The sequence below is a fragment of the Halovulum sp. GXIMD14793 genome, assembly GCF_054457435.1.
The window spans coordinates 56,175-76,919 of the sequence record NZ_JBTLNE010000009.1; the positions used below are offsets into that span (position 1 = coordinate 56,175).

A 20,745-nucleotide genomic window follows, 5' to 3' on the forward strand; every position below is an offset into this window, starting at 1 on the left:
TCCGATTTCATCACTTGATTGATCCTCACAACGCGGCTTCGCCGGTTTCCCCGGTGTGAACACGCAATGCCTCTTCGACCGGCAGGACAAAGACCTTTCCATCACCGATCTTGCCGGTCTTGGCGCTTTCCGAGATTGCTTCGACGGCTTGCGGGGCCAGACTGTCCGGTACAACCATTTTCAGCCGCACCTTGGGCACGAAATTCACGACATATTCTGCCCCGCGATATATCTCTGTATGGCCGGTCTGGCGGCCATAGCCCTTCACGTCCGTTGCCATCAGACCCTGCACGCCGATGGCGGTCAGCGCTTCGCGGACCTCCTTCAGCTTGAAAGGTTTGATCGCGGCGATGACCAGTTTCATGAATGTCTCTCCTTTGTGGCGACCCGCCGGGCCGCAACAGGCGGTCGGTAGGTGTCATGAAAAGAGAGGGATCGCTGCCAAGACCAGATTTTCGGGACTGCAGTTAGTTTAATTTTACCCAAAAGCGCCTATAATTAGCACAAAAAATTTTTATAGCCTAAAAATTAGGCAATATTGAATCGTGTCTTTCCTCTCCACAACCCTTCGCTTTGTCTGTATGGTCGCCTCGCAGAAGCAGACAAAAAACAGGCCAAAATGGCACGCACAGGTAATCGTAAACCGCGCCGCAAGGCACCGGCCAAACGTCGCGCGCCTGCACGGCGCAAGACGAAGCAACCTGGCTTGATGGAGCGTGGCTTGCGCCGCGTGTTCGGTGGGCTGTTCTGGATTATCTGGTGGGTTGGACTGCGGGTCGGCATCGTTGTTGGCTTGGTGGTCGGCAGCACGACGCTTTATTATTATTCCACGCTGCCCCCGGTGGCGGAATTGCTGGATGGGCGTGAACGCGGCTCGGTCACGCTGCTGGATCGCAACGACAACACCTTCGCCTGGCGCGGAGAGCAATATCAGATCACGCGAACTGAGACCGCCTCACGCCATCTGGTCAACGCGGTGATCGCGACCGAAGACAAGCGGTTTTATCGCCATATCGGCCTTGACCCACGCGGTATCGCCCGCGCCATCGTCACCAATTACAAGGCGGGGCGTGTTGTTCAGGGCGGATCGACCCTGACGCAGCAGGTGGCCAAACTGCTGTTCTTTTCCAACACCCGCAGTCTGGAACGCCATATCAAGCAGATCCCCGTCGTCTTGGCGATGGAGCTAAAATACTCCAAGGAAGACATCCTTTCGATCTATCTGAACCGGACCTATCTGGGGGCTGGTGCCCAAGGGTTCGAAGCCGCCTCGCAACGCTATTTCGGCAAATCCGCCCGCGATGTCGATCCGGCAGAGGCCGCGATGCTGGCCGGGCTGTTGCGCGCACCCTCTCGCTATGCGCCAACAACGAATATTCAGCGGGCGCAGGACCGGGCCAATGTGGTGATTGATCTGATGCAGGATCAGGGCTTTCTGACGCGGGTTGAGGCAGATATCGCCCGCACCAACCCCGCCAAGCTGTCCCCTGCTGCACAGGCCCGTGCTGGTGGCTATTTTGCGGATTGGATGATGGAGGCCGGACCCAGCTTCCTGACACAATCCACCTCCGAAGATGTCCTGATCGAAACCACCTTTGACCCACGCCTGCAAAAGGCTGCAGAGGATGCGCTGAAGCAGGTGTTTGAGAACGAACTGGGCGAGGGTTCGGGTGTGCAGGCTGCCGTCGTGATCATGTCACCTGATGGCGCGGTAAGGGCAATGGTTGGCGGGCGTCCGCAAGCCAAAGCTGTTGCAGGCCAGTTCAACCGCGCCACGCAGGCCCTTCGCCAACCCGGCTCGGCCTTCAAAACCATCGTTTATGCGGCAGGCCTGGAAACCGGGATGACGCCGACGGATACGTTCTATGATGCGCCAATCACTTTGGAAGTGGAGGGATCAAAGGACTGGAAACCGGAGAACTATGACAGAAGGTTCAGGGGCGAGGTAACCCTGACGGAGGCCTTCAAGAAGTCTATCAACACCGTTGCCGTTAAGGTTTCCGAACGCGCGGGCCGGAATCTGGTGCGAAATATTGCCGAAGATTTTGGCATTACCTCCCCTATAGTCAAAGGTCCGTCGCTGGCCTTGGGCGTCTCTGAGATGACGCTTTTGGAACTGACGGGTGCTTATGCCGGGATATTGAATGGCGGACGACGGTCAAAACCCTATGGTTTGCGAGAGATCAGACTAAAGGGTGAAAACACCCAGTTGATGGGCACGGATCGCGAACCGGCCTTCCGGGTGATCAGCGAAGAGGCCGCCGGTTATCTGGTTTATATGATGAATCAGGTGGTTCAATCCGGCACCGGCACCCGCGCCAGCCTGGGCAACCGGCAGGCTGCGGGCAAGACGGGAACGACCAACGGTTTACGCGACGCCTGGTTTATCGGCTTTACCGGAGACTACGTCACCGGAGTCTGGATGGGCTATGACAATAATACCCGCATGAAGGGCGTCACTGGTGGCGGTCTGCCTGCGGAAATCTGGAAACAGACCATGCTCCGCGTGCATGAAGGTTTACCCGAAAAGCCGCTGCCGATGATTGTACCCAGATCCCTGGCCGTCGAAGTTCCGGCAAATGATCCTGTGTTGGACGAGATCATGAAAAACGTTCAGAACAATATTCGCAACTCGAATTGAGCTAGGCTTTTCGCGCGTCTGACCACACCAAAAAGCCGCGCCCTGTCAGGGCGCGGCTTTAATCTTAACATCAGTCCGTTAAAACCTGTCTCAGCTCCGGCGGCGCAGCTCTGCGATCAGGCCATCAATATTGTTCCGGCTGGACTGCAGCATCGCCCGCACCTCAGAACGTTCCTGCGACAGCATCGAAACACCTTCGATATAGATGTTGATGATCTTGTTAGCGCCGCTGCGATCCGACAGGTGCCAATCCACCGAAAAGGGTGATTTGCCCGGCGCGTTGACCTTAGAGCGAACGATCACGCCCTTGCTGCCCTGATCATCGGCACCGGTCACACTGACCTTCGATCCTTTGTAGCTATGGAAACGACGGCCGTATTTGTTGCCAAGATAGTCCTGAAACGCGGAAACAAATGCCGATTTCTGCGATTTCGATGCACTGCGCCAAGGGTTGCCCAGAACGGCCCGGGCGATCACCGGCACATCTGCATAGCGCAGGAATATCTTTTTGAACTCCGCCAAAACTGCCGCCTCGGACTTACGAGAATTTACCTGCGCCATGATCTCGCCGACCACTTTCTGCACCATGGAGCTGGCTTCGCCGGATGACAGCGCCAGACCCTGAACAGGTAGAAGAGGCAGCATCGCAGCGCCACCAAAAAGCGCGAGCGTGCCGCGCCGGGAGAGGTTTTTTTCAGAAGTCATAAGGATCCTCCAGATCTTCCTCGGTCACCGTGTCATCGCCAACCGACCGTGCCTTGTTCTGCAGGTAAGCAATACGCGCTGCGGCGTAGCTGTCTGCGGACTCGTAAAGCAGCGCGTCAATGATGCCAGACAGTTCCTGCCGTTTGTGCAGAACGTCCAGCGCCTTGGCGCCCGTGACATAGTAACTTTCAGGTGTGTCGATCACGTGTCTTACAGGGTTCATTGCGAAATCTACAACACTCCCCGCCAGATCACGTTCCGAACTTGGGCCCAGAATAGGCAATTCGATGTAGGCACCTTCACGCACGCCCCAAACGGCAAGCGTCTCGCCGAAATCGGTCGGCTCATCAGCCAGGCCTGCATCGCCAGCAACATCCAGCAATCCGCCAAAACCGAAAACGGTGTTCACAGCAAAGCGCAGGAAAGTCCGCGCCGCGTCATCAACATCGCCCTGCAACACGTGATTTACGAACTGTACCGGCTGGTTCAGGTTCGACACCCCATTGCTGACCCCGACCCGCGCAGGGCGCGGCGCCACCGTTGCATAGGCCTTTGAGGCCGGACGCAGCAGGTTTTTGTCCATCGTCTTGTTAAACGCATGCACCGCACGGTTCTGTGCCTCATATGGATCGGATGCCGCTTCTCCAGTGCCACCCGTATCAGTGCACGCGGCCAGAAGCAGCGCGCACGCTGCAATCATCGCTTTTGCTGAGCCTATGGTTTTTCGCATGTGAACCCTCTCCTGGCGCGATATATCATGTGGCGATCCGCTTTCCAGATGTCGACAACCAAATGTGAAGCTGGCTACATCATTCGTCACAAAGTGTGACATTAACGGCATTATGGTCTAAGTCGGCGTCACTAAAGACGAAAGCACCCGATTTATGGCAAGAATCAGCGCACGAGAGGCCGAGATGGCCGCAAAAAACGATATGTCCCAAGCACTTGGCAAAGGGCGGGGGCTGTTCTTATCGATCGGATTGTTCTCGGTTTTCGTCAATCTTCTGATGCTGACCGGTCCGCTTTTCATGTTGCAGGTCTATGACCGCGTTCTGTCCAGCCGTTCCGAGGCAACGCTGGTTGCCCTGTTTATGCTGGTTGCAGGCCTTTACGGGATTATGGGCCTGCTGGACTATGCAAGGGGCCGTGTGGCCGCCCGGATCGGCGCGCAGTTTCAAGCGACCCTTGATCCGCGGGTCTTCGACATTCAAATGCGCCGTGCCGTCATCCCAGCAGAGCGCAGCCGGCCAGCCACCGGATTGCGTGATCTGGAGGCGATCCAGCGTTTTACATCTGCCCCTGTGATGTTTGCCATATTTGATATCCCATGGACACCAATTTTCTTTGGCGTGATTTTCGTACTTCATCCGATGATGGGCTGGCTGGCTGTGTGCGGTGGTGCCTTTCTGATTGTGATCACAATTCTGAACCAGATGCTGACCGCAAAGCCACAGAAAGAGGCGCAGATCGCACAGGCGCAAAGCGAAGCTTTCTCCGAGAATGTTCGGGAACAGGCCGAGCTGGTACAAGGGCTTGGTATGCGCGACGCTGTTCTGGGTCGCTGGCAACAGCGGCGCGATGCGGCCCTTGCGGCCAGCGTCACCGCTGCAGACAAAACCGGCGTCTTTGCCACGCTGTCCAAGACGTTTCGCTTCTTCCTTCAATCCGCCATGCTGGCGCTGGGTGCTTATCTCGTACTGCAGAATGAACTGCAGGCAGGTGCGATGATTGCAGGCTCCATTCTGATGGGCCGGGCGCTGGCACCAATTGATCAAGCCATCGGCGGCTGGGCTGTATATCAACGGGCCCGCCAGGGTTGGGCCTCTCTGAAAGTGCTGTTGTCCACAACGCCAGAGCGGGCAGAGATCACGCAGCTACCCGAACCACGCGCCATCCTGGAATGCCAGCAAGTCACGGTCGTTCCGCCCGGGGAACAGGTGGCAACATTGCGCGCACTGTCCTTTCGTCTGGAACCTGGTCAAGCTTTGGGTGTGATCGGTCCGTCGGGGTCAGGTAAGTCAACGCTGGCCCGTGCATTGACCAATATATGGCCATCCGCATCGGGCAAGGTCCGTTTGGACGGAGCAACGCTGGACCAGTACGAACCTGAGCAACTGGGCCTTTATATCGGGTACCTGCCGCAGGATGTCGCGCTGTTTAACGCAACGGTGGCAGAGAACATTGCCCGACTATCGCCAAATCCAGACTCTGAGATGGTCGTCGAAGCCGCCAAGAAAGCCGGCGCGCATGAGATGATCCTGGAACTGCCTGACGGGTATGACACGATGCTGGTTTCAGGCGGGCGCTTATCCGGCGGGCAAAAGCAGCGCCTGGGTCTGGCGCGCGCGATGTATGGCGATCCTGCAATTCTGATCCTGGATGAGCCGAACTCAAACCTCGACAATATTGGATCCAATGCACTGAATTCCGCTATTCGTTCAATGAAAGAGCGCGGCAAGTCGGTGATCATCATGGCCCATCGCCCAGCTGGCATCACCGAATGTGATCTGATCTTGGTGATGGAAGACGGGATACGCAAAGCCTTTGGTCCACGCGATGAGGTGCTACGCGAGCAATTGAAAAACTACAATCAGGTCGCTGGCACAATCGGTCGCGATAAAAAACCGGGAACAACCTCATGAGCACGCCCCGTCGCTATCGCGCCGGACAGCCCCTGTGGATTGGGTTTGTGACGCTTCTGATCCTGATCTTCGGCATTGGAACATGGTCAGCACTGGCACATATTGCAGGGGCGATCATCGCGCCCGGCCAGATCATGGTTGAGGGCAATCGGCAGGCGGTGCAGCATGCGCAAGGCGGCACGGTTGGCGAAATTCTGGTGCAGGATGGTGATCACGTCGCCTCCGGTGACCTGCTGCTGCGGCTGGATGACAAACTGCTGCGCTCGGAACTGGCAATTATCGAAGGTCAGCTGTTCGAGATTCTGGCCCGCTCTGCCCGTCTGAAGGCCGAACGTGACGGCGCGGATGAGGTAGATTTCGGCGAAGACCTGAAGGCCGAGAAGGTAAACTACCCTGAAATTGAAAGTCTTATGGCCGGGCAGGCCAACCTGTTTGCCGCGCGGCGCGAGTCCATGGCTCGCGAAAGCGAGCAGTTGGCAGAGAAAAAAATTCAGGTCGGCAAACAGATCGAAGGCGCCGAAGCACAGCTGGCAGCTTTGCAGGAGCAGCTGGGCTTTATCGATCAGGAACTGGCCGATCAACGCACCCTTCTGGAGAAGGGCCTGACCCAGATGGCCCGCGTTTTGTCACTGGAACGGGAAAAGTCCCGGTTGAATGGGCAGGTTGGGGGGTTGATTGCCGATGTCGCCCGGTTGCGCGGTCAGGTTTCCGAGATTGAGATCGAAATCCTGAAATTGAGAACCGGCCTGCGCGAGGAAGCGATCACCCAGCTACGCGATCTGCAATATCGCGAGATCGAACTGCGGGAGAAGCGGCTTTCGGCTCAGGAAACACTGTCCCGGCTGGAGGTTCGCGCACCCGTAGCAGGTGTAATCTACGGCCGTCAGATCAACACTGTGGGTGCAGTGATCCGGCCTGCAGATGTGCTGATGTTTGTGGTGCCGCAAGATATCCCGCTGGTGATTTCTTCGCGGATCGAGACGATTCATGTCGATCAGGTCAGCATCGGTCAGGAAGCAATCCTGAGGTTTTCCTCTTTCGATCAGCGGACCACGCCAGAGCTGACCGGGACTGTTGTTCGTGTCTCAGCAGATGCGATTGTCGATGAAAAGACGGGGGTGACGTTCTACGAGGCAGAAGTGATCCCCAATGAGGGCGAGTTGGACAAGCTGGAGGGGTTGACCCTGATCCCGGGCATGCCGGTCGAGGCCTATATCCAGACCGGTGACCGCACACCACTGGCCTATCTGGTGAAACCTCTGGCGGATTACTTTAACCGAGCGTTTCGCGAAAGCTGAGGGTAGGGTGGGTTTAAACCCACCCTACATGCTTGTCATGGAGGGAAAGATGACCGGACAAATTGATGCGCGTCTTGCAGAGTTGGGTTTTGTATTGCCAGAAGCCCCGGCACCTGCGGCAAACTATGTGCCCTATGTGATCGTCGGGGACCTGGTTTATATCTCGGGCCAGATCAGCCAGGGTCCCGATGGGCTGATGACCGGCAAGGTCGGAACAGAAGTCAGCATGGATACCGCCACCAAAGCCGCTGCTGCCAGTGCATTGGCCCTGATTGCACAACTGCGCGAGGCCTGCGGTGGCGATCTCGACCGGGTGGTGCGGGTGGTCAAGCTGACCGGCTTTGTCAACGCCGCACCGGATTTTGCCGATCACCCCAAGGTCATCAATGGTGCCTCGAATCTTTTTGGAGAGGTTTTTGGCGAAAAGGGCCGCCATGCGCGGGCCGCAGTTGGTGCCAGCTCCCTACCCTTTGGCGTGCAGGTGGAAATTGAGGGAGTGTTCCAGATTGCCTGATCTGCCTGATGCCTTCCTGACCACACCTTTGGCGCATCGCGGATTTCATGATCAGGCGGCGGGCATTATCGAAAACTCCGCCTCTGCCTTTCGGGCCGCGATTGATGCGGGCTATGGGATTGAGTGCGACATCCAACGCTCTGCTGATGGCGATGCCATGGTGTTTCATGACTATGATCTGGCTCGGTTGACCGGGCAGTCAGGGCCCGTGGTGCAAAGGACGACCGAGGCGCTACAAAATACCATTCTATCCGGCAGCCGCGACACGATTCCAACCCTGACGGAGGTGCTGCAACTGGTTGCCGGTCAGGTTCCGCTGCTGATCGAGATCAAGGATCAGGATGGCGCACTGGGGTCAGCGGTCGGGCCACTGGAACAAGCGGTCGCAAATGCACTCAAGGACTATGTCGGTGGTGTTGCTGTCATGTCATTTAACCCCCATTCGATAGACGCATTCAGCCGTTACGCACCAGATGTTCCCGTTGGCCTTACGACCTGTGCCTTCGATGCCGAAAGCTGGGGCCTGATCCCCGCCCAGCGCCGCGCGGAACTGGCTGGTATCCCTGATTTGGACCGGCTGAATTGCTGCTTTATCAGCCATGACCACCGCCATCTGACATCACACGCAGTACAGGCCCTAAAAACCTGCGGCGTGCCGCTTTTGTCCTGGACCATATGCAGCAAAGCCGAAGAAACCGCTGCGCGTACCATCGCGGACAACATCACCTTTGAGGGCTATGCCCCGGCGCATTGACTTCGCCCAACGGACCGCCATCTAAGAAAGACGGACTAAGCGTCATTCGAAAAACCTTGCTCATCTAACGCTGCCTGAAATCAGAGATTTCAACGTGTCCGATGATGCGTTATTCCTCAGGTATTTCGCGAGACGCTATAAGCGGATGGGAATGATGGACGGTAGCCCCCAATTCGAAATCAGCGTTCTGAAGGGAATGATCCAGATTGACGCCGAGGATTGGGATCGCTGCGCCAATCCGGCAGGTGCTGCCCGACCGATCGATCCTTTTACAACGCATCGATTCTTGAGCGCATTGGAAGAAAGCGGCTCTGTCAGTGCGGCGGCGGGCTGGCAGCCCCGGCATCTTGTGGCCAAGCACGAGGGCGAGGTGGTCGCAGCCATGCCGCTTTACGCCAAAGGCCACAGCCAGGGTGAGTTCATTTTCGATCACAACTGGGCACATGCCTATGAGAATGCCGGCGGCTCTTATTATCCCAAGCTGCAAACCGCTGCACCTTTTACGCCTGCGACAGGGCGACGGTTTCTAACGCGGGACGGATGGCATGACACCGGCGTTCCGGTCCTCATGGAAGGGGCCGTCCGGCTGGCGGCGCAGAATGGCCTGTCATCCTGGCATGTCACCTTTTGCACCGAAGATGAGTATCAGGCTGGCGGTAAGCTTGGGCTTTTGCAGCGCCAGACGCAGCAGTTTCACTGGGTCAACCAATCCTATGCCAACTTTGACGACTTTCTTGCCACGCTGTCCTCGCGCAAGCGCAAGACCATCCGCAGGGAACGGCGCATAGCGCAGGACTTTGGCGGCCAGATCATCGAACTGACCGGCGATGATCTGCGCCCGGAGCATTGGGATGCGTTTTGGATGTTCTATCAGGACACCGGGAATCGCAAATGGGGCCGCCCCTATCTGACGCGGCAGTTTTTTGATCTGGCGCAGGAAACGCTGCGCGATGACATTCTGTTGGTTCTGGCTCTGCGCGATGGCCAGCCCATCGCCGGGGCGCTGAATTTCATCGGGGCCGAAACGCTTTATGGCCGATACTGGGGCTGTATCGAGGATCATTCCTGCCTGCATTTCGAGCTCTGTTATTACCGGGCTATCGACTACGCGATCCGTCATGGCTTGAAACGCGTGGAGGCCGGTGCGCAGGGAGACCACAAGCTGGCGCGGGGCTACCTGCCCATGCCAACCTATTCTCTGCACTGGCTGGCCGATCCGAATTTTTCCAGCGCCGTCAAAAAATATCTTGAGGCAGAGCGGCAAGCGGTAGATGAGGAAATAGAGGTCCTGACCGACTATGGGCCATTCAGAAAATGCGAGGATCAGGAATGAACCCTAGATTGATTGAAGACCCGCAAGCACCAGAAGGATGGACCCTGGCTGCAGACGGCAAATCCATCCACCGCAGCTATAAGTTCATAAATTTCCGCGACGCCTTTGCCTGGATGACCGCCTGCGCGCTGGTTGCCGAGAAACTGGATCACCACCCTGACTGGTCGAACAACTATAGCTCTGTCGAGGTCGGGTTAAGCACACATTCAGCAGGTGGATTGACTGCTCTTGATATAGATTTGGCGGCGGAAATGGACCGGCTGGCCCATAAATACCTTTAGAGCGTCATGCGAGAAACCTGACTCATCTAACGCTGCCTGAAATCATAGATTTCAACGCGCCCAATGATGCCTGATGTCTCAGGTATTTCGCGAGACGCTATAGGCTTCAGTGCGGGGACCGCTTTGCCAATATGCGCTGCAAAGTCCGCCGGTGCATGTTCAAGCGCCGCGCGGTTTCTGACACGTTGCGGTCGCACAATTCATAGACACGCTGAATATGTTCCCAGCGCACGCGGTCAGCAGACATTGGATTGACCGGCGGTGGCGGTTTCTGGTCTTCGGGCGTCAAAAGCGCGACTGTGACGTCATTCGCATCTGCCGGTTTGGCCATATAGTCGGTCGCACCGATCTTGACCGCAGCAACGGCCGTCGCAATGGCACCGTAACCAGTCAGCACGACAATCCGGCTATCGGGTCGTTTTTCCCGCAACCCTTCGACCACATCCAGGCCATTGCCATCCTCAAGCCGCAGATCAACCACGGCATAGGCGGGCGGGTTTGAGGCGGCGATCTGTTTACCCTCGGCAACCGTTTTGGCCTCAATCGGGGCAAAACCACGCTTTTTCATTGCGTGCGACAGGCGGCGCAGGAATGGTTCATCGTCATCCAGCAGCAGAAGCGAATTGTCCGCGCCGATTTCTTGTAGTTCAGGATCAGCCATATGCAGTTTTTCTTGTGCTTTATGCTGGGTCTAGTTCGCCAGCTTCCATTGGTCAATGTAGTCCCTTTTCCGGAAATGTCGAAAAGCACTTGATCAGCCGGGCTTGCGGGCCTATATGCGCTGTAACAGCGGCGTACCGGGGTCCTTACCCGGGACCCACCGGAACGATGATGCGGGCCGCTGGCCCGTTTTTTTGTGCCTGAAAGGCCCCTTGCAGACCAATGACCGACCTGATTGCAAAAGCACCGATGGACCGACGCCTTGCCTCAATCGTCACGCCGACGATTGAAGGCCTGGGCTATGAGCTGGTGCGCCTGCGGTTTATGGGCGGCAAAAGACCAACCTTGCAGATCATGGCAGACCGCACCGAAGGCAAGTTCGAGGTGGACGATTGCGCCGAGATCAGCCGCGTTGTGAGCGCGGTTCTGGATGTTGAGGACCCGATTGAGGGCGAATACAGCCTTGAGGTGTCCTCGCCCGGGATTGACCGCCCCTTGACCCGGCTAAAGGATTTCGCAGCATGGGAAGGGTATCAGGCCAAACTGCAAACCGAACAGCTGATCTCGGGCCGCAAGAACTTTAAAGGGGTTTTGCGCGGTGTTGAGGATGGCGAAGTGCTGATCGAAATCAGCGAGGGCGTGGTCGGCCTACAATTTGACTGGCTGACTGATGCTAAGCTGGTTCTGACAGATGAGTTGATGGCGGCAACCCTGCGTGCAAGCGAAGGGTTCGATCCGGCCAAATTTGATGAAATAGAAGAAATCACCGATACGCAGGAGGATTCGGTATGAGCGTAACATCCGCCAACCGGTTGGAGCTGTTGCAGATCGCCGACGCTGTGGCGCGCGAGAAAATGATCGACCCGGCTTTGGTCATCGAAGCCATGGAAGAAAGCTATGCCAAGGCCGCGCGGTCCCGCTATGGCGCGGAATATGACATTCGCGCCTCGATCGACCCCAAGACTGGTGATCTAACCATGACGCGGGTTCGTACCGTTGTCGAAGAGGTTGAGAACACGTTCACCGAACTGACAGCCGAAGACGCCAAACGGTTTGCTGATGACCCGCAGGTGGGTGACGAGATTACCGATGAACTGCCGCCGCTGGAAATGGGCCGGATCGCCGCCCAATCCGCCAAGCAGGTCATCATGCAGCGCGTGCGTGAGGCTGAGCGTGCCCGTCAGTACGAAGAATTCAAGGATCGCGTGGGCGAGATCATCAACGGTCTGGTCAAACGTGTGGAATACGGCAACGTCATTGTTGATGTCGGCCGCGGTGAGGCCGTTCTGCGCCGCGATCAGCTGATCAACCGTGAGGCATATCGCACCGGTGACCGCATTCGTGCCTATGTGCGTGATGTCCGCGAAGAAACCCGCGGCCCGCAAATCTTCCTGTCGCGCACCGTTCCGGAATTCATGGCCGAACTGTTCAAGATGGAAGTGCCGGAAATCTATGATGGCATTATCGAGATCAAGGCCGTTGCCCGCGATCCAGGCAGCCGCGCCAAAATCGGTGTCATCTCTTTTGACAACTCTATTGATCCGGTCGGAGCCTGTGTTGGTATGCGCGGCAGCCGTGTTCAGGCCGTGGTCAATGAGCTTCAGGGTGAGAAAATCGACATCATTCCATGGAATGAAGATCAGGCCACCTTCCTTGTGAACGCGCTGCAACCCGCCGAAGTGGCCAAGGTTGTCTTTGATGACGAGGCAGAGCGGGTTGAGGTTGTCGTCCCGGACGAGCAACTCTCGCTGGCCATCGGTCGGCGCGGTCAGAACGTGCGTCTGGCCAGCCAGCTGACCGGTCTGGATATCGACATCATGACCGAGGCTGAGGAATCTGATCGTCGTCAGCAGGAATTCGCAGAACGCTCCAAACTATTCATGGACACGCTTGATGTGGACGAGATGGTGGCGCAACTTCTGGTGTCCGAAGGCTTCGTGACCTTGGAAGAGGTTGCCTATGTCGAGATGGACGAACTGCTGTCCATCGACGGTTTTGATGAAGATACCGCACAGGAACTGCAGGCGCGCGCCCGCGATTGTCTGGAAGAGATCAACGCCAAAGCAATCGAGAAAGCCTGCGAATTGGGGGTTGAAGACAGCTTGTTCGATTTCGATGGCCTGACGCCGCAGATGATCGAAACACTGGCCGAAGATGGCGTAACCAACCTGGAAGAGTTCGCCCGCTGCGCGGATTGGGAACTGGCCGGCGGTTACACAACGATCGACGGCAAGCGCGTGCGCGACGAAGGCCTGCTGGAGAAATTCGACATGGGTCTGGCCGAAGCCCAGCATCTGGTCATGACAGCACGCCTGCAACTGGGCTGGATCACACAAGAGGAACTGGACGCCCAGAATGCCGAAGAAGGCGATGACACCGAAGAAACCGAGGGTGAGGCCAGCGAACAGACCGACGCGGTCTGATCCTTTGGCCGGTATGCACGCATGGGTCGGGGCGGGGTTAAAAAGCATCGGGATGAACCCGAACGCCGCTGCATCGCAACGGGCGAAAGCGGGTCGAAATCCGGCCTGATCCGTTTCGTTGTCGGCCCCGGGGACATGATTGTCCCCGATCTTGCGGAAAAGCTGCCCGGGCGTGGCATCTGGGTCAGCGCTGATCATGCGGCGTTGACCAAAGCTGCCAGCAAGGGATTGTTCGCCCGGGGTGCAAAGCGCGCCGTGAAGGTGCCACCCGAGTTGGTTGAGATGGTTGAAAAGCTTCTGACGGGCCGGGTTTCGGAACTGTTGGCACTGGCCCGAAAGGCCGGTCAGGCAATCTCGGGCGCGCAGAAGGTAAAAGAAGCCCTGACCAGCGGCGAAGCGGTCTGTCTGATGCAGGCCAATGATGGATCAGAGCGGGAAAAAGCGCGGATGCGGCCACCGGATGGCGAAAAAACGCATTTTGAGGTGCTTACAGGGCAGGAAATGGGTTTGGCTTTTGGCCGGGATCGTGTGATACATGCCGCACTGATTGCGGGTGGACTCTCCGATCTGGTGCGGTATGAGTCGGCCCGGCTCGCGGCTGTGCGAAAAAATCAGGCCTGACATCCGGGATGGCTGGACATACACGGGGGGATGGGCCCTCCGCTGGAAAGGTTATAGACGACTATGAGCGACAAGACGGAGAGTGGTGACAAAGGCAAAACGCTTGGGCTTCGCGGTGGCGGGACCGAGACCAGCCATGTGCGCCAAAGCTTTTCGCATGGCCGGTCGAAATCAGTCACGGTAGAGCGCAAGCGTAAACGCGTTGTGGTTCCCAAAGCTGGCGCGGGCGGGTCCGGTGGGCGTGTAGCTGCTGGTAGCGGCGGCAAGCGCAACTTGCCCGACGCCGAGTTGGAACGTCGCCGCAAGGCAGTGGCCGCTGCTAAAAGCCAAGAAACTGAGCTGAAAGCCAAGCAGGCCGCCGAAGAAGAAGCTCGTAAAGCCGAGATGGATCGCCTGCGCGCTGAAAAGGAAGCTGCCGAACAAGAAGAGAAAGAGCGCATTCTTGCCCGCGAACGTCGGGAGCAGGAAGAGAAAGAACGCGCGAAGGAGCGGGAAAAGCCTGCTGCCGCTGCCAAGCCCAAGCCAAAAGCCAAGGAACAGGAAATCGATCCTGCCGCAGCCCAAGCAGCTGCAGCCCGGGCCGAAGCTGGCCGTCCAACCAGCCATCAGCCGAAGAACGTCAAACCCGGACGTCCGCAGGAAGATGATCGGAACAAGCAAGGCCGTGGTCGCAGCGATGACCGCCGCCGTTCCGGCAAGCTGACAATCAGCCAGGCCACGGGCGGCGACGGACGTCAGCGGTCTTTGGCGGCGATGAAACGTCGTCAGGAACGGCAAAACCGCAAGATGATGGGGTCCAACGAGCCGCGCGAAAAGGTAATGCGCGATGTCCAGGTGCCCGACGCGATTACAGTTGGCGAACTGGCCAACCGTATGGCCGAACGTGTTGCGGATGTGGTCAAGTTCCTGATGACCAACGGCATCATGGCCACACAGAACCAGTCTATTGATGCGGATACCGCAACGCTGGTCGTCGAGGATTTCGGACACACCGTTGTTCGCGTCTCTGACGCCGATGTAGAAGCGGCCATCGAAGCCGTTGAGGACAAAGAAGAAGATCTTCAGCCGCGCGCACCTGTGATCACTATCATGGGCCATGTCGACCACGGCAAAACCTCGCTTCTGGATGCGATCCGCAAAACCAGCGTCGTCTCGGGCGAGGCTGGCGGGATCACTCAGCATATCGGGGCCTATCAGATCACCACCGATGGCGGCGCATTGCTGTCCTTCCTGGATACACCGGGCCACGCGGCCTTTACCTCCATGCGGGCCCGCGGCGCGCAGGTGACGGATGTTGTCGTGCTGGTTGTAGCGGCGAATGACGGCGTGATGCCGCAGACGATTGAGGCGATTAACCACGCCAAAGCGGCCGAGGTTCCGATCATCGTTGCGATCAACAAGATCGACGTCGAAGGCGCTGATCCGAACCGGGTACGTACCGAACTGCTGCAACACGAAATCGTTGTTGAGGCAATGTCCGGCGACGTTCTGGACGTCGAGGTTTCGGCGCTGAACGGTCAGGGCCTTGATAAGCTTCTGGAAAACATCGCACTTCAGGCCGAATTGCTGGAACTGAAAGCCAACCCCGAACGCCGTGCCGAAGGTGCCGTGATCGAGGCTCAGCTGGATGTCGGCCGCGGTCCCGTTGCGACCGTTCTGGTTCAAAACGGCACGCTGCAGACAGGCGATATCTTTGTCGTCGGCGAACAGTGGGGCAAGGTCCGCGCATTGATCAACGATCAGGGCGAACGCGTCACCGAAGCTGGTCCCTCGGTCCCGGTTGAGGTTCTGGGCCTGAATGGCACCCCCGAAGCTGGCGACGTTCTGAACGTGGTCGAGGATGAGGCCAAGGCCCGCGAAATCGCCGAATATCGCCTGCAGGTGTCGAAAGACAAGAAAGCCGCACTTGGTGCCGGTGCCACGCTAGAACAGCTAATGGCGCAGGCCAAGGTGAACGAGAATGTGCAGGAACTGCCCATCGTCGTGAAAGCGGATGTTCAGGGCTCTGCCGAAGCGATCGTTCAGGCGATGGAAAAGCTGGGCAATGATGAGGTACGCGTGCGCGTGCTGCATTCCGGTGTCGGGGCGATCACGGAATCCGATGTGACCCTGGCCGAAGCCTCCGGCGCGCCGATCATCGGCTTTAACGTCCGGGCCAACGCGCCCGCGCGCGAAAGCGCCAACCAGAAGGGTGTGGAGATCCGCTATTACTCCATCATCTATGATCTGGTGGATGATGTGAAAGCTGCCGCCTCTGGCCTGTTGTCGGCCGAGATCAAGGAAACCTTCATCGGCTACGCGTCGATCAAAGAAGTGTTCCGCGTCTCTGGTGTTGGCAATGTCGCAGGTTGCGAAGTCACCGAAGGCGTCGCCCGCCGCTCTGCCGGGGTGCGTCTGCTGCGCGATAACGTGGTGATCCACGAAGGCACGCTGAAAACCCTGAAACGCTTCAAGGACGAAGTCAAAGAGGTTCAGGGCGGTCAGGAATGCGGGATGGCGTTCGAGAACTATGACGATATCCGCGCCGGCGACGTTATCGAAATCTTCGAAACGGAAGAGGTCGAGCGTACGCTTTAGTGTTATTATCTGAAGTCGGAGCGGTTTGATGAAAACTGTCGCTGTAGTCCTCGCACAGAATCCGCAGAATTGCGGTATGTACTCTGTTGACCTTACTGCACTTTCATTTTTTGAGAGGTTGGGTATATCCCCGGACCTTTTTTGTCCAATAGGTGATGAAAAAAATAGATCAAAAGAACTAGGAAAGCTCAGCATAAATTATCTACATTCTATAAGAGAGCTAGATAGTTATGATTATGTTATATATTGGGGCGATTTTACTACAAACCCGGCATATGGCATCAATGACTTTGCAAATCGAGACGTAAGACTCGGAGGTTCCGCTAACCGAGAAGCTGCGATTAGAAGATGGAAAGACATACATATCGGTGAGAAGCCAACCGGACAGATATGCATTTCTGCAAGTCAAAATTTTCAAAACCTTGCGGGAGGCAACACTTTCGGAATCACTGATTACGTCGAGCTGTTTTTCGACCGTTTCGACTATGTCCTTCCAAGAGATCCGATCTCGATGGAAGCAATTCAGAAACTAGCTCCCAAAAACTGGGCCGGACAAGCTGAACAAGGCATTGATGCTGCATATATGCTGAGCGGGCTTGAAAGAGGCGCTTACGCAGAGAAGATGAAGGCCCGCGGTTATTTTGTGTGCTTTTTTCACCGATCAAAACTTGAAAACATCGGGGCTTTGACTGGTGAGATTTCACGCAAGACCGGACTTGTTCCGGTATATTTGGATCGTTGGCTAAACGCGCCACTTCATGAAATAGATGATTACTATTTTTACAATATAGGTTTAATAAAGAATTCTTCTTTTGTTATATCAGACACATACCATGTCTGTGTAAACTCCTTCAACTGTCAGGTACCAGTTTTTGGCATTGGAATAGACGAAGGAAAGATGCTGGGGACCTTGGGCGACTTCAAAAAGAAAATTCTCTTTGAGATGCATTGTCAAGACGACAATTACACAGTCTTTAAAGACAGAGTAATGCACCCCAGGAAGATCGATATCATTTTAGAAAAAATATATTCCAACTTAGGTGACGCAGCAAAAAGTTATGCTTTCCTTGCTGGTCAGAAGAAAGCCTATGAACAGAGATTAAGAGATATATTTAGCTTCTCTGACAAGGGTCCTAGCGCCTAGAGGCTTTCGTGCCTACGTGTTTCCTTCACTTCATCAACGGAGCCTTGACATGAGCGATACGGATTTTCCTGGCTGGCACGGTACGACGATCATCGGTGTGCGTAAAGGTGGCACGGTTGTCGTGGCTGGCGATGGGCAGGTTAGTCTGGGTCAGACCGTGATCAAAGGCACGGCGAGGAAGGTGCGCAAGCTTTCCCCCGGTGGGCAGGATGTGGTGTGCGGGTTTGCGGGCTCGACCGCGGATGCGTTTACGTTGCTTGAACGGCTGGAAGTAAAGCTCGAAGCAGCACCTGGGCAACTGTCCCGCGCTTGTGTCGAATTGGCCAAGGACTGGCGGACCGACAAATATCTGCAAAAGCTTGAGGCGATGCTGATCGTCACCGATGGTAAGGACCTTTATGTTGTCACAGGTGCTGGTGATGTGCTGGAACCGGAAAACGGTGTGGCAGCCATTGGGTCCGGCGGGAACTACGCGCTGGCGGCTGCGCGTGCGTTGATGGATACGGATATGGATGCCGAAGCGGTCACACGCCGGGCAATGGAGATCGCGGCAGAAATCTGCGTCTATACCAATGGGAATGTGATTGTGGAGAGTTTGGATGGCTGACCTTAGCGATACCGATATCCGTGCCGCCGTGGGCGCCGGGATCATTGATGAAGCGCAGGCTTCCAAGCTGCTGACCATTGCCCAGAAACGTCAGGGCTACCGGGCCAATATGCCCGCAGACGATGAACCGTTTGAGCTGTTCAAAGGCTTTTCTGAGATTTTCATTACCGTCGGTCTGGGTATTCTGTTCTCGGGTATCATAGCGCTGTCAGGAATGATGGGCGCGCCTGTCGCCATTCCCATCGTGACAGCAATTCTGGTTTTTGCTGCCGCTGGCTATTTTACGATCAAAAGACGCATGATGCTGCCAAGTATTGCACTGGCTTCCGCCTTCGCGGCCAGCGTTGCCGCATTTGTGTCTATCATGGTATTTGATATCAATGACGTGCCGGGCGCCAAGCAATTCCTGACCGTTGGTGTTGCCGGGGCTGTTGCGATGCTGGGCTATTTCGCGGTTTATCGTGTGCCTTTTGCGCTTTTTCTGTTCGGCTTGTTCGGGCTCGGGATCGCAGTTTCGCTGGCCGGTATGGTGTCCCCGGAATCTGTGTTCCATTCGGTTTTTGCGGGAACAGCGGCGTCACTTTTTGACCTTAGCCGCAATCCAACAATGGCCATCGTAATGCTAAGCTTTGGCATCGTCGCCTTTGTTGGTGGGATGTATTTTGACACGCGCGACCCGCATCGTGTCTCGCGCCTGTCGGCCTGTGGGTTCTGGCTGCATATTCTCGCTGCCCCTGCCATCGTCAATGTCGTGGTCCTGACCCTGTTGAACCGCGACAGCGCACAGGGCTATCTGCTGGCTGCGGCAGCACTGACCGGGATCACGCTGGTGGCGCTGATCATTGATCGGCGATCTTTTCTGACTGCCGGTATCGCCTATATCGGTATCATTCTGACCTGGGTGCTGAGTGAGACATCGGCAGATTGGGACATTGTCTGGACCCTGCTGATCATGGGGGTGTTCATCACCGCGATCGGCACATGGTGGAGCAATCTGCGCAATGCGGTGATGCGTGCCCTGCCCAATTTTCCGTTCAAAGACCGTCTGCCGCCCTATGCCTGAGCTTGCGATTTTCGCGCCAGCGCATATCTGAGGCCTGACCAAATCGAAGGATCATAGCTTGACCGACCTGACCCCGCGCGAGATCGTCTCGGAACTCGACCGTTTCATCATCGGCCAGAAAGATGCCAAACGGGCCGTAGCCGTGGCCCTGCGCAATCGCTGGCGGCGCAAGAAACTGGGCGATGATCTGAGGGACGAGGTTTATCCCAAGAACATCCTGATGATTGGCCCCACCGGTGTGGGCAAGACCGAGATTTCGCGGCGGTTGGCTAAGCTGGCCAAAGCGCCCTTCCTGAAGGTAGAGGCAACAAAATTTACCGAGGTCGGCTATGTCGGCCGCGATGTGGAGCAGATCATACGTGATCTGGTTGATGCCGCTATCATCATGACCCGCGATATGAAACGCGAAGAGGTGAAGGCCGCAGCCCATGACGCTGCCGAAGAACGCGTGGTCGAAGCGTTGGCGGGACCCGGCGCACGTGAGCAGACCCGCGATATGTTCCGCAAAAAGCTGCGCGACGGTGAGTTGGACGACAAGGAAATCGAACTGGAACTCACCGACACATCTAACCCGATGTCGATGATGGAAATCCCTGGCCAGCCGGGCATGTCGATGGGGGCGATGAATCTTGGCGATATCTTCGGCAAGGCCTTTGGCGGCCGCACGGTGCGCAAACGTCTGAAAGTGCGCGACAGCTATGATGTTTTGGTTGCGGATGAGGCGGACAAGCTGCTGGATGAGGATACTTTGACGCGCGAGGCCATTCATTCGGTTGAGGAAAACGGAATCGTTTTTCTTGATGAGATCGACAAGGTTTGTGCTCGGTCCGACGCCCGCGGTGCGGATGTCAGTCGTGAAGGTGTGCAGCGTGATTTGCTGCCCTTGATCGAGGGGACAACCGTTTCAACCAAGCATGGCCCGGTGAAAACCGATCATATCCTGTTTATCGCTTCGGGCGCGTTTCATATCGCAAAGCCATCAGACCTTTTGCCGGAGCTTCAGGGTAGGCTGCCAATTCGGGTAGAGCTGCGCGCCCTGACAGAAGCGGACTTTGTCCGTATTCTGACCGAGACGGACAATGCGCTGACACTTCAATATACCGCATTGATGGCAACAGAAGAGGTGGCTGTCACCTTCGAGCCAGAGGGTATTGCCGCGTTGGCGCAAATAGCTGCAGAGGTCAATCAATCGGTAGAGAATATCGGTGCACGGCGGCTCTACACAGTTCTCGAACGTGTTTTTGAAGAACTGAGTTTTGATGCGCCTGATCGTGCTGGTGATTCCGTAACGATCAATGCTGATTTTGTAGAAAAGTACCTTGGTGAGCTGTCCCGATCTGCCGATCTGGGCAGATATGTGCTTTAGGCGGCGTCTGCATTTAGCTGATCCATGCCATTGCGCATGCGAGATCGACGAAGGCTTTGAATGAGCTGACGGTTTTCTCGCAACGCAGGGCAATCCGGCGGAACCTTTTGATCCTG

The 20,745-nt window shown here is 56.5% G+C and carries 19 protein-coding genes and 1 pseudogene; 15 read left to right on the top strand and 5 right to left on the bottom strand.

The window, feature by feature from the left end:
• Positions 1-25 precede the first annotated feature (25 nt).
• Positions 26-364, bottom strand: a complete 339-nt coding sequence (locus ACW9UQ_RS03790) for a P-II family nitrogen regulator (protein ID WP_458929666.1) — start codon at positions 362-364, stop codon at positions 26-28.
• A gap of 255 nt (positions 365-619) precedes the next feature.
• Here ACW9UQ_RS03790 and ACW9UQ_RS03795 point away from each other — a divergent pair, with 255 nt between their 5' ends.
• Complete coding sequence (locus ACW9UQ_RS03795) at positions 620-2,641, top strand: transglycosylase domain-containing protein (RefSeq protein WP_458929667.1); 2,022 nt, start codon at positions 620-622, stop codon at positions 2,639-2,641.
• Between the two features lie 90 nt (positions 2,642-2,731).
• Here ACW9UQ_RS03795 and ACW9UQ_RS03800 read toward each other — a convergent pair whose 3' ends face one another.
• Positions 2,732-3,346, bottom strand: a complete 615-nt coding sequence (locus ACW9UQ_RS03800) for an MlaC/ttg2D family ABC transporter substrate-binding protein (RefSeq protein ID WP_458929668.1) — start codon at positions 3,344-3,346, stop codon at positions 2,732-2,734.
• Complete coding sequence (locus ACW9UQ_RS03805; protein WP_458929669.1) at positions 3,336-4,076, bottom strand: MlaA family lipoprotein; 741 nt, start codon at positions 4,074-4,076, stop codon at positions 3,336-3,338. The genes ACW9UQ_RS03800 and ACW9UQ_RS03805 overlap by 11 nt, the downstream gene beginning before the upstream one ends.
• Before the next feature lie 202 nt (positions 4,077-4,278).
• Between ACW9UQ_RS03805 and ACW9UQ_RS03810 the strand changes: the two genes are divergently transcribed.
• The 6 genes from ACW9UQ_RS03810 (at position 4,279) to ACW9UQ_RS03835 (ending at position 10,168) form a co-directional block, all read left to right on the top strand.
• Positions 4,279-5,988: a type I secretion system permease/ATPase gene (locus ACW9UQ_RS03810; RefSeq protein ID WP_458929686.1), complete on the top strand. Its 1,710-nt coding sequence runs from the start codon at positions 4,279-4,281 to the stop codon at positions 5,986-5,988.
• Positions 5,985-7,286: an HlyD family type I secretion periplasmic adaptor subunit gene (locus ACW9UQ_RS03815; protein WP_458929670.1), complete on the top strand. Its 1,302-nt coding sequence runs from the start codon at positions 5,985-5,987 to the stop codon at positions 7,284-7,286. Before ACW9UQ_RS03810 ends, ACW9UQ_RS03815 begins: the two co-directional genes overlap by 4 nt.
• 49 nt (positions 7,287-7,335) lie before the next feature.
• The gene (locus ACW9UQ_RS03820; protein WP_458929671.1) at positions 7,336-7,800 is read left to right on the top strand and encodes a RidA family protein; all 465 of its coding nucleotides are present in this window, start codon (positions 7,336-7,338) and stop codon (positions 7,798-7,800) included.
• A complete protein-coding gene (locus tag ACW9UQ_RS03825; RefSeq protein WP_458929672.1) occupies positions 7,793-8,554 on the top strand; it encodes a glycerophosphodiester phosphodiesterase family protein in 762 nt (253 codons plus the stop codon). The genes ACW9UQ_RS03820 and ACW9UQ_RS03825 overlap by 8 nt, the downstream gene beginning before the upstream one ends.
• Positions 8,555-8,708: 154 nt before the next feature.
• Entirely contained in the window at positions 8,709-9,887 is a 1,179-nt protein-coding gene (locus ACW9UQ_RS03830; protein WP_458929673.1) for a GNAT family N-acetyltransferase, read from the top strand.
• Positions 9,884-10,168 carry a 4a-hydroxytetrahydrobiopterin dehydratase gene (locus ACW9UQ_RS03835; RefSeq protein ID WP_458929674.1) on the top strand — a complete coding sequence of 95 codons (285 nt, stop codon included), beginning with the start codon at positions 9,884-9,886 and terminating at the stop codon, positions 10,166-10,168. Before ACW9UQ_RS03830 ends, ACW9UQ_RS03835 begins: the two co-directional genes overlap by 4 nt.
• A gap of 106 nt (positions 10,169-10,274) precedes the next feature.
• Here the strand turns inward: ACW9UQ_RS03835 and ACW9UQ_RS03840 are convergent, their stop codons facing one another.
• Positions 10,275-10,829, bottom strand: a complete 555-nt coding sequence (locus ACW9UQ_RS03840) for an ActR/PrrA/RegA family redox response regulator transcription factor (RefSeq protein WP_458929675.1) — start codon at positions 10,827-10,829, stop codon at positions 10,275-10,277.
• Positions 10,830-11,050: 221 nt separating this feature from the next.
• Between ACW9UQ_RS03840 and rimP the strand changes: the two genes are divergently transcribed.
• The 8 genes from rimP to hslU all read left to right on the top strand — a co-directional run bounded on the left by rimP (position 11,051) and on the right by hslU (position 20,629).
• Positions 11,051-11,620, top strand: coding sequence for a ribosome maturation factor RimP (gene rimP, locus ACW9UQ_RS03845; RefSeq protein WP_458929676.1), 570 nt, complete (start codon positions 11,051-11,053; stop codon positions 11,618-11,620).
• Entirely contained in the window at positions 11,617-13,251 is a 1,635-nt protein-coding gene (gene nusA / locus ACW9UQ_RS03850; protein WP_458929677.1) for a transcription termination factor NusA, read from the top strand. Before rimP ends, nusA begins: the two co-directional genes overlap by 4 nt.
• A 21-nt stretch (positions 13,252-13,272) precedes the next feature.
• Positions 13,273-13,872 carry an RNA-binding protein gene (locus ACW9UQ_RS03855; protein ID WP_458929678.1) on the top strand — a complete coding sequence of 200 codons (600 nt, stop codon included), beginning with the start codon at positions 13,273-13,275 and terminating at the stop codon, positions 13,870-13,872.
• A gap of 63 nt (positions 13,873-13,935) precedes the next feature.
• Positions 13,936-16,449, top strand: coding sequence for a translation initiation factor IF-2 (gene infB / locus ACW9UQ_RS03860; RefSeq protein WP_458929679.1), 2,514 nt, complete (start codon positions 13,936-13,938; stop codon positions 16,447-16,449).
• Between the two features lie 28 nt (positions 16,450-16,477).
• On the top strand, positions 16,478-17,593 hold the full coding sequence (locus tag ACW9UQ_RS03865) for a polysaccharide pyruvyl transferase family protein (RefSeq protein ID WP_458929680.1): 1,116 nt from the start codon (positions 16,478-16,480) through the stop codon (positions 17,591-17,593).
• A gap of 49 nt (positions 17,594-17,642) precedes the next feature.
• Positions 17,643-18,200, top strand: coding sequence for an ATP-dependent protease subunit HslV (hslV, locus tag ACW9UQ_RS03870; protein ID WP_458929681.1), 558 nt, complete (start codon positions 17,643-17,645; stop codon positions 18,198-18,200).
• Positions 18,193-19,263: a hypothetical protein gene (locus tag ACW9UQ_RS03875; RefSeq protein WP_458929682.1), complete on the top strand. Its 1,071-nt coding sequence runs from the start codon at positions 18,193-18,195 to the stop codon at positions 19,261-19,263. The genes hslV and ACW9UQ_RS03875 overlap by 8 nt, the downstream gene beginning before the upstream one ends.
• Positions 19,264-19,321: 58 nt before the next feature.
• Positions 19,322-20,629 carry an ATP-dependent protease ATPase subunit HslU gene (hslU, locus tag ACW9UQ_RS03880; RefSeq protein ID WP_458929683.1) on the top strand — a complete coding sequence of 436 codons (1,308 nt, stop codon included), beginning with the start codon at positions 19,322-19,324 and terminating at the stop codon, positions 20,627-20,629.
• A 13-nt stretch (positions 20,630-20,642) separates the two neighbouring features.
• On the opposite strand, the pseudogene ACW9UQ_RS03885 reads toward hslU, so the two are convergent.
• Positions 20,643-20,745: pseudogene (locus ACW9UQ_RS03885) on the bottom strand (IS5-like element IS711 family transposase); the annotation flags it as partial.